Annotated in this window: 12 protein-coding genes; 6 read left to right on the plus strand and 6 right to left on the minus strand. The window is 62.6% G+C overall.

Going from position 1 to position 14,669, the window contains the following annotated elements; translation table 11 throughout:
* Positions 1–133: 133 nt before the first annotated feature.
* Together PCJ49_RS04090 and lepB are read left to right on the plus strand one after the other, a co-directional pair.
* Positions 134–1,495, plus strand: a complete 1,362-nt coding sequence (locus PCJ49_RS04090; RefSeq protein ID WP_269909849.1) for an RsmB/NOP family class I SAM-dependent RNA methyltransferase — start codon at positions 134–136, stop codon at positions 1,493–1,495.
* A gap of 95 nt (positions 1,496–1,590) precedes the next feature.
* A complete protein-coding gene (lepB, locus tag PCJ49_RS04095; protein ID WP_269909850.1) occupies positions 1,591–2,316 on the plus strand; it encodes a signal peptidase I in 726 nt (241 codons plus the stop codon).
* Positions 2,317–2,440: 124 nt separating this feature from the next.
* Here lepB and PCJ49_RS04100 read toward each other — a convergent pair whose 3' ends face one another.
* From PCJ49_RS04100 to erpA, 6 genes are all read right to left on the minus strand, one after another.
* Complete coding sequence (locus tag PCJ49_RS04100) at positions 2,441–3,091, minus strand: hypothetical protein (protein ID WP_269909851.1); 651 nt, start codon at positions 3,089–3,091, stop codon at positions 2,441–2,443.
* A gap of 128 nt (positions 3,092–3,219) precedes the next feature.
* Positions 3,220–4,293 (minus strand): isoaspartyl peptidase/L-asparaginase, encoded by a 1,074-nt coding sequence (locus PCJ49_RS04105; protein WP_269909852.1) that lies wholly within the window; start codon positions 4,291–4,293, stop codon positions 3,220–3,222.
* A 118-nt stretch (positions 4,294–4,411) separates the two neighbouring features.
* Positions 4,412–7,111: a TonB-dependent receptor gene (locus PCJ49_RS04110; RefSeq protein WP_269909853.1), complete on the minus strand. Its 2,700-nt coding sequence runs from the start codon at positions 7,109–7,111 to the stop codon at positions 4,412–4,414.
* Between the two features lie 326 nt (positions 7,112–7,437).
* The gene (locus PCJ49_RS04115; protein WP_269909854.1) at positions 7,438–7,749 is read right to left on the minus strand and encodes a DUF2934 domain-containing protein; all 312 of its coding nucleotides are present in this window, start codon (positions 7,747–7,749) and stop codon (positions 7,438–7,440) included.
* A 69-nt stretch (positions 7,750–7,818) separates the two neighbouring features.
* Entirely contained in the window at positions 7,819–8,592 is a 774-nt protein-coding gene (gene xth, locus PCJ49_RS04120) for an exodeoxyribonuclease III (RefSeq protein ID WP_269909855.1), read from the minus strand.
* Between the two features lie 26 nt (positions 8,593–8,618).
* Complete coding sequence (gene erpA / locus PCJ49_RS04125; protein ID WP_269909856.1) at positions 8,619–8,987, minus strand: iron-sulfur cluster insertion protein ErpA; 369 nt, start codon at positions 8,985–8,987, stop codon at positions 8,619–8,621.
* Positions 8,988–9,097: 110 nt separating this feature from the next.
* Here erpA and dgt point away from each other — a divergent pair, with 110 nt between their 5' ends.
* The 4 genes from dgt to nagZ all read left to right on the plus strand — a co-directional run bounded on the left by dgt (position 9,098) and on the right by nagZ (position 14,669).
* Positions 9,098–10,420: a dGTP triphosphohydrolase gene (gene dgt, locus PCJ49_RS04130; RefSeq protein WP_269909857.1), complete on the plus strand. Its 1,323-nt coding sequence runs from the start codon at positions 9,098–9,100 to the stop codon at positions 10,418–10,420.
* 177 nt (positions 10,421–10,597) lie between these two features.
* The gene (gene argS / locus PCJ49_RS04135; protein ID WP_269909858.1) at positions 10,598–12,343 is read left to right on the plus strand and encodes an arginine--tRNA ligase; all 1,746 of its coding nucleotides are present in this window, start codon (positions 10,598–10,600) and stop codon (positions 12,341–12,343) included.
* Positions 12,344–12,355: 12 nt separating this feature from the next.
* Positions 12,356–13,663, plus strand: a complete 1,308-nt coding sequence (locus PCJ49_RS04140) for an SPOR domain-containing protein (protein ID WP_269909859.1) — start codon at positions 12,356–12,358, stop codon at positions 13,661–13,663.
* Positions 13,653–14,669, plus strand: a complete 1,017-nt coding sequence (nagZ, locus tag PCJ49_RS04145) for a beta-N-acetylhexosaminidase (RefSeq protein ID WP_269909860.1) — start codon at positions 13,653–13,655, stop codon at positions 14,667–14,669. Before PCJ49_RS04140 ends, nagZ begins: the two co-directional genes overlap by 11 nt.

A 14,669-nucleotide genomic window follows, 5' to 3' on the forward strand; every position in this document is an offset into this window, starting at 1 on the left:
GAAAAATGGAACTCACATTTGCGGGCTTGATCGGGGCAGCCATCGCGGGGCGGCACTTGTGGCGGGGTGGTTATGGCCCTTATAGTCCCGCGCTTTGGCCCTGCACGGGCCTGTTGCCAGGAATACTGCCCCCATGACACCCGCCGCCCGTCTGGCCACCGCCGTCGATCTGCTTGCCGAGGTGATGGACACGCCGCGCCCCGCCGATGCCGTCACCAGCGCCTTTTTCCGTGCCCGTCGCTATATCGGTGCCAAGGACAGGGCGGATATTGCACAGACGGTCTATGGCGTGATGCGGCGCTGGGCGCGGCTGCATTGGTGGCTGGAACGGGTGAACCATATGCCCGATCCCCGCGCCCTGGTGCTGGCCGATTGCATCCTGGCCGGCGGGCGCACCGCCGATGCCGTGGCCGGCCTGTTCAACGGTGCCAAATTCGCACCCGCCCCGCTGTCCGACCGCGAACGCAAGCTGATCCGCGCGCTGGATACCCATACGCTGGACCACCCGTCCCAGACGGAGGAAGTGCAGGGGGAGGTGCCGGATTGGGCCGCCGGCCCGATGCGCGCCGCCTTTGGCGACCGCTTCCTGGCGGAAATGGTGGCCATGCTGGGGGAAGCCCCGCTGGACCTGCGCACCAACCCGGTGAAGGGAACGCGCGCCGATGCGCTGAAGGCGCTGGTGGATGCCGGTTACAAGGCGGTGGAAACGCCGTTGTCGCCCGTGGGTGTGCGGCTGGCCACCCGCGCGCCGGTCATGGCGATGGATATCTATAAAAACGGCTTGATCGAAATCCAGGATGAAGGCTCCCAACTGGTCGCCTTCCTGGCCGATGCCAAGCCGGGGATGCAGGTGGTTGATTTCTGCGCCGGGGCCGGTGGCAAGACGCTGGCCATTGCCGCGATGATGGAAAACAAGGGCCGGGTGATTGCCAGCGACGTGCTGGCCGGCCGGCTGGAACGCGCCAAGGAACGGTTCCGCCGCGCGGGCCTGCATAATATCGAAACCCGCGCCCTGAAGAATGAGCGTGACCCCTGGGTGAAGCGCCACAAGGGCAAGTTCGACCGCGTGGTCATCGACGCTCCCTGTTCGGGCACCGGCACTTGGCGCCGGAACCCGGATGCGCGCTGGCGTCCGTTGGGGCCGGGGCTGACCGAACTGATGCCGCTTCAGGCCAGCATTCTGGACAGCGCCGCCCGGCTGGCCCGGCCCGGCGGGCGGGTGATCTATGCCACTTGTTCCCTGCTGCCGGAGGAAAATGAACATCAGGTGGAGGCGTTCCTGGCCAGCCATCCTGATTTCACCCTGGTGCCGGTGGCCGATGCCTGGCCCGAAGCCTGGGGCAAGCCGCCGGTCACCACGCCGATGCTGCGCCTGACCCCGGCCCAGCATGATACGGATGGCTTCTTCGCCGCCGTGCTGGAACGCCGCGCCGATGTGGTGGAGGTTGCGGACGAAACGGCCGCCGAACCGGCGGAAGCCGAAGCGCAGGATTAAAATTTTGAAATACTTGTCGGCCCTTCCGGTCATTGACCGGGCAGGGGCCGACAGGCATGGTAACGCCGCTTTTCAAAGCGAAGGGAGTATCCGCGTTGCGCGCGTTGATCCGTGAATGGGCGGGGCTGATCGGCTTTGTCGCCATCTTCTATTTTACCACCAACACTTTTCTCTTCGCCGGTTTCCATGTCCCTTCGGAAAGCATGTTGCCGACCCTGAAGGTGGGGGACCAGTTTTATGCGGCCAAATACGCCTATGGCTACAGCCGCTTCTCCACCTCCTTCGTGCCGCTGCCCTTCGGGGAAGGGCGCTTCCCCGATCTGATGCCGGAACGCGGCGACGTGGTGGTCGCCCGCATCCCGCGCATCGAGGAAGATTATGTGAAGCGGGTCATCGGCCTACCGGGCGACCGTATCCAGGTGATCGGCGGCCGCCTGCACATTAATGGGGAAATGGTGCCGCGCGAAAAGCTGCGGGACTATTCCTACCGTGACAATAGCGGCTTCGTCGTCTCCGTCACCGAATATAAGGAGACGCTGCCGGGTGGGCGCGAGCATCTGATCCTGGAACAGAGCGATAATGGCCGCGACGACAATACGCAGGTCTATGTCGTGCCTGAAGGCCATGTCTTCCTCATGGGCGACAACCGCGACAATTCCCAGGATAGCCGCTACCTGAATCAGGTGGGCTATGTGCCGATTGAGCGTGTGCTGGGCCGTGTCTCCATGGTCGCCTTTGCCCGGCGCGGCTGCAACGAGGAACCGGGCCTTGTCTGCCCCGGCGGTGGCTGGTTCGACCGGCTGTTCCACTGGATTCAGTGACTGCCCTCGGGCGCTTGCTCAAATAAAATGGCCCGGCACCGATCTCTGGTGCCGGGCCATTTTTGTTTCAAAATTTGTACAATTTCGTTATACTTATTAATAATGATCTACGTTGCGGGTTCATTCATACGAATTTGTGAACACATGCCATAATTTGTAAGAGTTTGTCGTAATCTCTGCGATTTTGCGGTAGTTTAGTCCGATTATTTTCGGCGACAATTGGACTAAAATAATCAACAGCCCAATCCCATAACTCCTTATCATTGAGTATTCTTGCGGCTGCCGGAATCGTATATTCGCTAAAAGTTTCAAAATATTGCCGTTCCTTGACATAGGGAACTGCAGCTGACAGGTCTGAAAAATTGGCAAGACGATCCAGATTGGATAAAATATGATCTTTGATTTCCTCCGCTGTGGCAACCACCGCCCCCTTCCGGTAGCTGGTCTTGACTGCGGCATCGAGGCTATCACTATCACTATAATAGCAGCCCAGATCCTCAATAAAGAGTCCATATAACTTAAGTTTAAAGCCGTCTACAGCTGGATCAGGCCATTCGGCTAATCTCGAAGATTTAATAAGAAGATTGTTGACGCTATCAAATCGCAATCCGCAACTAATTCTTAATTCCGACAAAATGCCATAGGTTGAAAAAAATGCAATAACGCCCTTTTTAAGTGGAAAAAAGAAACCCTCGCCGAACTCAGCACTGCGGAATCCATATGATTTCAAAGAGTCTCGAAGGTATTTTTTTGTCTCTCTGTGGAAATTGATCATGCCGTTCTCCTATAAGGATTTTTGATAAAAAAATTTGCACAAATTCAACTGGATCGAGCAACCGCCCTCGGGCGATTGCTCAAATAAAAAGGCCCGGCACCGATCTCTGGTGCCGGGCCTTTTTGCTTTCAGCGTTCGCCCTTGAAAATGGCAACCACGGGCTTCTGCCCCTCTGCCGCCATGGCCCGGTACATGCCGGATGTATTGAAGCTCCAGGCCAGGGTGCCGTCGGCGGCGACGGCAATCACCCCGCCATCCCCGCCCAGGGCCGTCAGTTGTTTCTGAATCACCGCGTCGGCGGCCTGTTGCAGGCTTTTGCCACCGTACCCGACCAGATTGCACACCTCCCGCGCCACGCCCAGGCGGATGAAATATTCCCCCGTACCGGTACCGGACACGGCACAGGATTTATCATCGGCATAGGTGCCGGCCCCGATGATCGGGCTATCACCCACCCGGCCCCACAGCTTGGCCGTGGTGCCCCCGGTGGAGGTGCCGGCGGCGACATGGCCGGCCCGGTCGCGGGCCACCACCCCGACCGTGCCGAACTTGCGGTCTTCCGGCAGCCCGTCGCCCTGGGCCAGCGCGGCCGGTTCCGGCCCCACACCCGGTGGGCGCGGGGGGATGGGCAGACCGTGTTCCTTCAGGCTCCGCTTCAGGGATTGCCAACGCTTCTCGGTGAAGAACCAGGAAGGATCGGCCTTCTCCACGCCTTTTTCGGCGCCGAACCGTTCTGCCCCCTGGCCGATCATCATCACATGGGGTGATTGCTCCATCACGGCGCGGGCCAGCGTGATCGGGTTGCGGATGCCGGTAATACCGGCCACGGCCCCGGCCTTCAGCGTGGCGCCATCCATGATGGCGGCATCCAGTTCGTTCCGGCCATCGGCGGTGAAGACGGCACCGCGCCCGGCATTGAACAGCGGATCATCCTCCAGCCCGCGCACCACGGCTTCCACCGCATCCAGAGCCGAACCCCCCTTGTCCAGCACGGCGGTGCCCCGATCCAGGGCAGCATTCAGGGCAGCGCGATAGGTTGCCTCCGTCTCTGCCGACATGGTTTCCCGATCCATCACCCCGGCCCCGCCATGCACAGCCAGGGCCCAGCCGGGCTTGGTGCTGGCCGGCGGTGCCTGGGTGGTGCAGCCACCGGCCAGCAAGGACAGGGCCAGCAGGAAGGGGGCGGAGCGGGGACGGGGCATGGGCAACCTGCCTTCAGCAAGGGGAGAGCTATCCCTTGATAGCAAAAAAAGGGCGGGACGGGTTTCCCCGTTCCGCCCTTGAAAGTCAGTTCCGTTATGGGAGGAGAGCGGTAGCCGCTCAGAAGCGGGCGCGCACGCCCGCGTAAATCCGCCGGCCGAACGTATCGAAGATCGTCCGACGGTAATCGCTGTTGGCATTCTCCACGCGGGTGGCATCCAGAATGTTCACAGCTTCCAGGAACACGGAATATTGATCCGTGACATTATAGCTGACGGAGCCATCCAACTGGCCGAAGGCTTCGCCAAATTCGGGGTTACCGCCACGGCCGCTGGCCGTGATCAGGTATTTCGAGCGCCAGTTATAGGAAACGCGGGCCGAGAAGGCTTCGTCTTCATAATAGGCGGACAGGTTGTAGCTGTTGCGGGACAGGCCGATGAAGCTCAGCTTCTCGCCCGTGAACTTGTCCATCCCCTGATAGCCGCTATCATCAGAGAAGGTGTAGTTGGCGATCACACCCATATTGTTGAAGGGTGCGGGCAGGAAGCCCAATCCATACTGCACGCCGGCTTCCAGGCCGTTGATCGTCACCTTCTCCGTTCCGTTGCTGGGAATGACAACACCATAGGTGAAGCCATCCACCACTTCCGGCACGGTGGTGTTCTGGATGAAGGAAGAGATTTCCTTACGGAAATAAGTGGCCGAGAAGAAGTCGGTACGGTTCAGATAATATTCCAGACCCGCATCATACTGCGTCGCCTCATAGGGCTTCAGGTCCGGATTACCGCGGGAACCGGTATAACCGACCGTATCCAGGGTGCGGCGCGGGGCCAGCTGTTGGGGTGTGGGGCGGGCCAGCACCTTGGTCGCCGTCAAACGACCCTGCAGTTTTTCCGGGATCAGGTCAAACTTCAGGTTCAGGGCTGGCAGGTACTTGGTGTACTCGCCATTATATTCAACGGGCGCATAGGTGATCACGCCCGTTGCGCTCTTGTTCTGGCTATAGCCCTTGGACGTTGTCCGGGTATTGACGGCGCGCACGCCGACCACGCCGGAAACCGGAACCAGGGCATCAAAGGCGAACGAGGCCTGGACATAGCCGGCGCGGTTCTTGTCCTCAACCTCCCAGCTATCCAGATATTGCGGGCTGCCATAGGGGTCCAGCAGGCCACCGGCCTCCACCACGCCATTGCCCAGATTCAGCCAGCGGGTGATGGAAGGATCAAAGCCCAGTGAACCGGTCTTGAAGAAGGGCACATCCCCCAGCGTGGCATTGCTGCCGACAATCTGCTGAATCTTGCCCAGCAGGGACGGGTTGGTGAAACCATTCAAAACATTGGAGGAGGAGTAATAACGGCTGTCAGCGGTCAGGTTGCGGATCTCGACACCGGCCTTGACCGCGGTGATGAAGCCGTCATCGAACTTATATTCCGCGTCGAACTTGCCGTCCCATTCATCCTGATCATTGATGCGCGGCTTGTGCGACAGGGTCAGCTGGTTCAGGCCCGCCGGGGTCGTCGGGTCGAAATTCACCCGGATATCGGGGGCGTGCTTGCTGTTGGTGTAATCCACCACCAGCCGGCTGAGGCCGATCACATCGCCGACGGCGTTGATTTCATCATTGAAGGCGCGCGCGTGGGCATAGGAGCCGCGGGCCGTCAGCGTCAGATTTTCCGTCGCTTCCCACTTGGAATTGATCGCCGTGTTCCACTGGGTGCGGGTCAGCGTACCCAGGATATTGCGATAGGAGCCGGTCAGTTGCTGGCCCTGGGCCAGCTTCGGATCATTGACGAATTCGATATGGGAGACGGTATTGTCTGGCCCAACGGTGGTCTTTGACTTGTCAACCAGGCTCTCGCTGCCGGCGGTGGCAAATTGCAGGAACTGGGAATCTACATCCTGCTTGCCCTTGGCATAGTTGCCGTCAATGCCCAGGCTGAACGTGTCGGTGGGGCGCCATTCGACGGCACCATTCAGGGCAACGCGTTCCGTTTCCAGGCGGTTGATGACATAGCGCGGAATGTCGGGGGCGAATTCCTTGATGCCATTGCCATTCAGGTCGCCGATTTGGCGCCAGCCGGTGGTGCGGGCCTCGTGGGTGGAGACATGGCGGTTTTCATAGGTCGCCCCCAGCACAACGCCAACCGTGTCGTTGGCCAGCGTGGTGCCGCCGATGATGGCGGCCTTGGGATCGAACTTCTCTGCGGTCTCGCTCCAGATCGTCTGCAGGGAGCCGGCAACAAACGGCTCATCGCTATCAAACGGACGGCGGGTGATGATGCGCACTGTGCCGCCCAAGCCGCCTTCGGTCATCTCCGGGGTGACGGACTTCACCACTTCCAGGCGGTTGATGAATTCAACCGGCATGTCACGGAAATCGACATCGCGGCCGCCGCCGACCGTGGTGGACAGGGCAGAGGTGCCGTTGACTTCCACGCGGTTCAGCGACGGGTCGGCACCACGGATCGAGACGGTGGCCCCTTCGCCATTGGTGCGGGAAATCTGCACGCCGGTGATGCGCTGCAGCGCCTCACCGATATTCTTATCGGGGAATTTACCGACATCTTCGGCCGAGATGGCATCCAGAACCTGGGCAGCGTCACGCTTGGCGCTGAGCGCCTGTTCCAGCGAACGGCGAATGCCGGTCACGATGATTTCTTCCAGCATTCCCGGTTCCCCAGAAACGGCGGGTGCTGCGGCATTCTGGCCCAGGGCCGGGGCGGCCATACCCAGCAGCAGCGCGAGACCGCCCACGGCCAGGGCGCTGGTGGAAGCGCTGCTGCGCAGGCGCGCACGCTGCCGGAACTCAACACTTCTCATGATTTCTCTCCCATCCTCTTCCCGGCGGTACGTGGCGCATCCGGGCGGTTTGATCATTCCGTCCCCGTCAGTGCCGGGTTCGGCGGAAAATCGCTGCTTTGTGGGTTCGAGCCCCATGGTTCCCGGCTCTGATGAGCCGATCACATCCCGTTCCCTGAACTCTTCGTTCATTATTTGGGATTATCTTTCACATTGCGGACGGGGCGTCAAGCAGGTTTCCGATGGGATAAGACAGAGACAAAAGGTGAAATTAGCAAAAAATAAACCCCGCTCTGGTTGAGCGGGGTTGGTTAATTTTCATTAACTAAGTTGATTGACCTTTGTATTCAGTCTGTTTGTTCGGCAGGCAGCCCCTGCCGCTCGGTGGATATCAGGGTGTCGTTTCCATCGGAAACAATGCCCTTGTCGGCGTTGCCGATAAGACGGGGGTTGTTTGTCTCCTGGAACAGCCGGCCCGCTTCCTGCTGTTCGGGCGGCGGTGCTGTGGCGCTGCCCGCCGCTTGGGCACGGGCGCGCAAATCCTCTTCAGCAATTTCCTGGCGCGCGCGTTCCCAGTGGTGCTGGTCGGCGCCCAGCGGACGGCCTTCACGCTCCCAAATCTCATGGGCGCGCTGGCGGATACGGTCTTCTTCCTGCATGAACCGGACTCCTGTAGTGAGTGATTTCCTGAAGGAAACACCCGATGCAGGGTCCGGTTCCGTTTGCGCTCAGTCCCGCAATTCCAGGATCACCGGCGTATGGTCAGAGGCCTTCTCCCGCCCGCGCGGTTCCCGGTCGATCTCGCAGGCCACCAGCCGGTCGGCGGCCTGGGGGGAGAGCAGGAAATGGTCGATGCGCAGGCCCTTGTCGCGCGGCCAGGCCCCGGCCTGATAATCCCAGAAGCTATAGGCGCGGGCCAGACCCGGATGCAGGGCGCGGAATGCCTCTGTATAGCCAAGCGCCAGGATTTCCTGGAATTTCAGCCTTGTATCCTGACGGAACAGCGCATCATCGGCCCAGCCGATGGGATCATAGACATCCATGGCCGCCGGAATGACGTTATAGTCACCCCCCAGTACCACCGGGATTTCGCGGGCCAGCAGGTCGCGCGCATGAAGCCGCAGCCGCTCCATCCAGCGCAGCTTGTAGGGGTACTTCTCCGTATCCACCGGGTTGCCGTTGGGCAGATACAGGCTGGCGATGCGCACACCGGCGATGCTGGCCTCCACATAGCGGGCCTGCTCATCCTCCGGCTCCCCCGGCAGCCGGGTGATGATGTCTTCCGCCGGCTGTTTGGAGAGCAGGGCGACGCCATTATAGCTTTTCTGCCCCACCGCCTGGACGTGGTAGCCCAGTTCCTGAAACGCGGCGGCGGGGAAGTTCGGCGTCTCGCACTTGATTTCCTGGAACAACACCACATCCGGGCTGGTAGCGGTCAGCCAGTCGGTGACGTTGGACAGGCGGGCCTTGACGGAATTGACGTTCCAGGTAGCGATCTTCACGGGGAATGTTCTTTCAGCCAGAAAAATCAAACAGAAAAAGAGGCGCCGCAGCCGCAGGAGGAGGCGGCATTGGGGTTGTTGACCTTGAAATAGCTGCCCATCAGGTCTTCGACAAAATCCACCTCGGCCCCGGCCAGCAGGTCCAGCGAGGTATCGTCCACCACCATCTTCGCGTTGTCGCGGGCGAACAGGTGATCATCCTCATTCACGGCGGTGTCGAAGCTGAAGCCATACTGGAAGCCCGAACAGCCGCCGCCAGACACCGTGAGGCGCAGCATCTGGTCGGGGTTACCCTCCAAAGCGGCCAGCTTGGCGATGCGGGCGGCGGCACTGGCCGTCAGGTTCATCACCCGGCCGGCAGGGGTATCGGACTGGTTTTCCGACAAAATCGACATGGCAGGCGATCCTTGATCCGTTAACGTCTGGACAAACGCTTGCACCCTATGTAAGCGCCGAACAGCCATCCGTCAAAGCGGTCGGCATCATAACACGGAGGGCGCCCAGAATGATGCGCTGGAACCAGCTTCTTTCCCGCCAGCGTCTGGCCAAGGAAGGGCTTGCCCCGGAGCTGCCTTACCGCAGCGCCTTTGAGATTGATATCGACCGCATCACCTTTTCCACCAGCTTCCGCCGCCTGTCCGACAAGCAGCAGGTGCATGGCATTGGCGGGTCGGACTATGTGCGATCCCGCCTGACCCATTCGATGGAGGCGGCCCGCGTGGGCCGGTCGCTGGGCAGTTGGGCGGGGGCGGAAATCATCGGGCGCTATGGCCAGGATGCCGTGCCGGCCACAGCCTTCGATATTGGCAATGTGGTGGCTGCCGCTGCCCTGGCGCATGATCTGGGCACGCCCTGCTTTGCCCATACGGGTGAAGATATCATCTCCGACTGGTTCCGCAGCGCCCCCCTGGGCCAGCGCATCCAGGATGGGCTGGATGGCCAGCAATGCAGCGAGCTGCGCAATTTTGAAGGCAATGCCCAGGGCTTCCGCGTATTGACGCGCCTGCAGGGCTGGCGGGCCAGCGGCGGGCTGCAACTGACCGCCGCCACGCTGGGGGCCTATGGCAAATATCCCTGGAGTGCCCCGGCCAGTGCCGATGAGGTGCGGCCGCATAAGCGCAAATATGGTTTCTTTGGCAGCGAAACCGGCTTCATGGCCGATGTGGCCAACGAGTTGGGCCTGATCCCCATCGGGCGCGATGCCTGGTGCCGCCATCCGCTGGCCTATCTGGTGGAGGCGGCGGATGACGCCTGCTATTCCGTCGTCGATATTGAGGATGCGGTGAAGATGCGGATGCTGTCCTTCGCCGATGCGGAGGAATTGCTGGAACCGCTGATCGAATGGGACCGCCAGGAATATAGCGCCATTGACGATGAGGATCGCCGCCTGATCTATCTGCGCGCCCGTGCCATTGATCGGCTGGTGCATGATGCCGGTCTGGCCTTTCAGGAAAAGCTGGCCGACATCATGCAGGGTAAGCCGGTCGGCCCGCTGCTGAACATGATCGAACGCAAGGACGCCCTGAAGGAGATTTCGGAGGTCAGCTATACCCGCATCTATCGCGGCCAGCAGCGTTGCGAGACGGATATCGTTGCCGCCCGCACCATTACCATCTTGCTGGAAGCCTATGGGGAGGCGATGCTGGCGCGCGAAGCGATCGGGCCGTCCGGGGAATTGCCGCGCCGCTTCGCCTCCCTGCTGGAAACGGTGCCGGGCATCCGCCGCATCCCCTATGATCGGGCCGGCTGGGTGCGGGCGCTGCTGGATTACATTGCCGGCATGACCGACCGTTTCGCCATCCGGCAGGCGCAATTGATTGCGGGGTAGGTTTCTGCCCCTGATCGCCTCAGCCCTGCCTAACCACTTCTGCCACATTCCCGCCCTTCATATCTGCACACTGTGCGTTGCGGGATGATCGGTGTAGGGTGCCATGATGACCCCGTACCGGTGCCCTGGCGCCGGGCCGTGGGCGCTCTGCCCGGACCTTGAGTCAAGCCTGGAAAAATGAACGTCTTCAAAGATTTCGAAGCCAAGATCGTTACGGCGCTGGAACAGATGGTGGCGGCGGGGGAACTGCCGGCCGGGCTTGATTTCGCCCGAATCACCGTGGAGCCGCCGCGCGATGCCAGCCACGGCGATGTCTCCACCAATGCCGCGATGGTCCTGGCCAAGCCGGCGGGCAAGCCGCCGCGCGCCATTGCCGAGGCACTGGTGGCCCGCCTGAAGGGCATGGATGCCGTGACGGAGGCCAGCGTGGCCGGCCCCGGCTTCGTCAATCTGCGCATTGATGCCGGCTGGTGGCTGACCCGCATGGCGGACATCCTGACGGCAGGGGACGCCTATGGCGAAAGCAAGCTGGGTGCCGGCCGCCGGGTGAATGTGGAATTCGTTTCCGCCAACCCCACCGGCCCCATGCATGTGGGTCACACCCGTGGCGCGGTGGTGGGCGACGTGCTGGCGCGTCTGCTGGCCAAGGTCGGCTATGACGTCACGCGCGAATATTACATCAATGATGCCGGCGCCCAGGTGGATGTGCTGGCCCGTTCCGCCTATCTGCGCTATCGCGAGGCGCTGGGTGAGACGGTGACGATCCCGGAAGGACTGTATCCCGGTGACTATCTGAAGCCGGTCGGCCAGGCCCTGAAGGATCAGGATGGCGACCGTTGGCTGCAGGCGGAGGAGGGCGAATGGCTGCCCTATTTCCGCAGCTTCACCGTTGCCCGCATGATGGTGATGATCAAGCAGGATCTGGTTCTGCTGGGCGTCGAACATGACGTCTTCTCGTCCGAGAAGGCGGTGGTGGATGCCGGTGCGGTGGATACGGCGCTGAAGGCGCTGGAAGATCAGGGCCTGATCTATACCGGCGTGCTGGAGCCGCCCAAGGGCAAGAAGCCCGAGGATTGGGAGCCGCGCCCGCAGACCCTGTTCCGCGCCACCCAGTTTGGTGACGATGTGGACCGGCCGCTGAAGAAGTCGGACGGTTCCTGGACCTATTTCGCCAACGACATCGCCTATCACTATGACAAGTTCCGCCGCTCTGGCGAGCTGCTGATCGACGTGCTAGGTGCTGACCACGGTGGCTATGTCAAGCGGATGCAGGCCGCTGTCACGGCCATCACCGGTGGCAAGGGCGCGCTGGATGTGAAGATCTGCCAGCTGGTCAACCTGCTGGATGATGGCCAGCCGGTGAAAATGTCCAAGCGCGCCGGTCGCTTCGTCACGCTGCGCGACATTGTGGAGGAAGTGGGGGCGGGTGTCGTCCGCTTCATCATGCTGACCCGCCGCAATGACCAGACGCTGGATTTCGATCTGGTCAAGGTCACGGAAAAGTCCAAGGAAAACCCGGTTTTCTATGTGCAGTATGCCCATGCACGCTGCCATTCCGTGCTGCGCCACGCCGAAGAGGCAGGCTATGTGCTGGATGCGGCCGGGCTGGCCGCCGCCCCGCTGTCCCGACTGGACGCGGATGAGGAAGTGGCGCTGGTCAAGCTGATGCTGTCCTTCCCCCGCACGGTGGAAGCGGCGGCAGAAGCGCATGAACCGCATCGGATTGCCTTCTACCTCTATGATCTGGCCTCGGCCTTCCATGGGCTGTGGAACAAGGGCAAGGATGACGCATCCATGCGCTTCCTGATCGAAGGTGATGCGGAACTGACCCGCGCCCGTCTGGCGCTGATCACTGCCGTTGCCCAGGTCATCGCGGCCGGGCTGCACATTCTGGGCGTTGAGCCCGTCAAGGAAATGCGCTGAGGCGAAGAAGCCATGTCTTACCAGGACGATGAGGAAGAAGGCGGCCTGCACAATCCCGCCGATCCGGCGGGGCAGGGCCGTCCGCGTCCGCAATCGGGCTTGCGGGCTGATTTCCGGGCCGATCCGGCCTGGAACGGGCGGGGGGGCGCACTGCGCCCGCCCGAACCGTCGCTGAGCGCCGATTATTCATCCCCGGCACCGCCACCACCCAGTCATGACCCGAATGCCGGGTACGAGGCGGATTATGTGGAGCCGGCACGCGGGCCGTCCACGGCGGGATATCGCGCGCCGGCACCCGATCCCTATCAGCCGCGCGTGCAGCCACAGCCCCCCGTCTATGCCGATGACGGCTATGATGATGGCCAATATGCTGATCCGCAGGCCTATGGGGAGCCGCCGGCAAAGCGGCGCGGCATCATCAATGCGGCCATCGTCGCCGGTGGTCTGGCCGTGTTTGGCGGCATCATCTTCTATGCCTATAATCAGGGGATGCGGGCCGGTACGGAAAGCGTCGCCCCGATCCTGCGGGCCGATGCCTCCCCCACCAAGGTCAAGCCGGAACAGCCGGGCGGGCTGGAAGTGCCGCACCAGGATCGTTTGGTCTATGACCGGCTGAATCCCTCTGCCAATGGCGATGAGGGGGAGGTGGAACGGCTGCTGCCCCCACCGGAAACCCCGATGGAACGGCCGCGCGCTGGGGCCGAGCCACCGGCGGAAGAGCCGATGATGCCGATGGCGGAAGAAGGTGAGGGGGAATTGGCCGGTGGCCGCCATGCGGCGGCCCCGCCGGAGCCCGTGTTGCCGCCGCCGCAACAGCCGGTGACGCAGCAGCCCAGTTACAAGCCCACGGCTCCCGCCAGCCAGCCGACCTCGGCCCCGGCGCAGCAAAATGCCGTGCCGCCCGCCCATGCGGGGGCAGCGCCGGCAACAACGGCCACGGCACGGCCGCAGCAATTGGTGCCGCCGGCACCGGCCGCACCGCCCAAGCCGACCTCGCAGGTGGCACAGGCGCCGGTTGCCGCACCACCGGTGCCCAAGCCGACCCCGGCCCCCGCGCCGACGGCCAGCACCGCCACCGGTTCGGTCCGCCTGCAGGTGGCCGCTGTGGATAGTGAGGCCAAGGCCGCAGCCGAATGGTCGCGGCTGCAGCGCAAGTTCCCCGGAGAGCTGGGCGGGCTGTCCATGCGCACCGTGCGGGTGGATCTGGGGCCAAAGGGCATTTTCTACCGTATCCAGGGTGGACCGGTGGATGAAGCGCGGGCCAAGCAGATTTGTACGGCGCTGGCGGCCCAGGGGGCGGGGTGTGTCCTTGTCCGCTAAGCGTCCGCTTGCCCTTGTGCTGGGCTGTGCCGGTCCCCGGCTGTTGCCGGAAGAGAAGGCGTTCTTTCGGGATGCCGACCCGTTCGGCTTCATCCTGTTCCGGCGCAATGTCGAAACGCCGGAACAGGTGCGTGCCCTGGTGGCCGATCTGCGCGACAGCGTGGGGCGGGATGCCCCGGTGCTGATTGATCAGGAAGGCGGCCGGGTGGCGCGGTTGCGCCCGCCGCATTGGCCGGAACTGCCGGCGGCTGCCCGGATCGGTGCGCTGGGGGATGATGCCCCGCACGCCGCCTGGCTGCATGGCCGCCTGCTGGCCGCCATGCTGTCCGATCTGGGGATCGATGTGGATTGCGCGCCGGTGGCCGATGTGCCGGTGCCGGGCGCACATGATGTGATCGGCGACCGCGCCTTTGCCGGCGATCCGGCGCGGGTGGCCTTACTGGCCGCTGCACAGGCGGAAGGGCTGCTGGATGGCGGCGTGCTGCCCGTGGTCAAGCATATACCCGGCCATGGCCGGGCCTTTGCGGACAGCCATCTGGAACTGCCGGTGGTCACCACGCCACTGGCGGAGCTGGATGCCTGGGACTTTGCCCCCTTCAAGGCATTGGCCGGGCTGCCGCTGGCCATGGTGGCGCACGTCGTTTATACGGCCATCGATCCAGATCGGCCCGCCAGCGTGTCGCCGCAGGTGATCGGACAGATCGTGCGCGATGCCATTGGTTTTGATGGTCTGCTGTTCAGCGACGATCTCTCCATGCAGGCACTGAGCGGCAGCGTGGGTGACCGCACGGCCGCCGTGCTGGCGGCGGGCTGCGACATTGCCTTGCACTGCAATGGCAAGATGGACGAAATGCGCGACGCCGTGGCCCGTGCCGCCCCGCTGACACAGCTGGCGGGTGAACGCTGGGAACGTGCGCAGGCCCAGCGCCGGCCGGTTCCCCCGGCGGCAGAGGCGGCGGGCCTGCGGGCGGCTTTGGCGGATTTGCTGGCGGGAAGGATGGCTTGA

This window comes from Niveispirillum sp. BGYR6, from assembly GCF_027568365.1.
In the GTDB taxonomy this organism is placed as follows: domain Bacteria; phylum Pseudomonadota; class Alphaproteobacteria; order Azospirillales; family Azospirillaceae; genus Niveispirillum.

Bases quoted from the DNA above. Each gene is read 5' to 3' on its own strand.
- argS (WP_269909858.1), top strand. From the start codon at position 10,598: ATGAACGTCTTCAAAGATTTCGAAGCCAAGATCGTTACGGCGCTGGAA.
- PCJ49_RS04100 (WP_269909851.1), bottom strand. From the start codon at position 3,091: ATGATCAATTTCCACAGAGAGACAAAAAAATACCTTCGAGACTCTTTG.
- erpA (WP_269909856.1), bottom strand. From the start codon at position 8,987: ATGTCGATTTTGTCGGAAAACCAGTCCGATACCCCTGCCGGCCGGGTG.
- PCJ49_RS04140 (WP_269909859.1), top strand. From the start codon at position 12,356: ATGTCTTACCAGGACGATGAGGAAGAAGGCGGCCTGCACAATCCCGCC.
- PCJ49_RS04110 (WP_269909853.1), bottom strand. From the start codon at position 7,111: ATGAGAAGTGTTGAGTTCCGGCAGCGTGCGCGCCTGCGCAGCAGCGCT.
- PCJ49_RS04115 (WP_269909854.1), bottom strand. From the start codon at position 7,749: ATGCAGGAAGAAGACCGTATCCGCCAGCGCGCCCATGAGATTTGGGAG.
- PCJ49_RS04090 (WP_269909849.1), top strand. From the start codon at position 134: ATGACACCCGCCGCCCGTCTGGCCACCGCCGTCGATCTGCTTGCCGAG.
- PCJ49_RS04105 (WP_269909852.1), bottom strand. From the start codon at position 4,293: ATGCCCCGTCCCCGCTCCGCCCCCTTCCTGCTGGCCCTGTCCTTGCTG.
- dgt (WP_269909857.1), top strand. From the start codon at position 9,098: ATGATGCGCTGGAACCAGCTTCTTTCCCGCCAGCGTCTGGCCAAGGAA.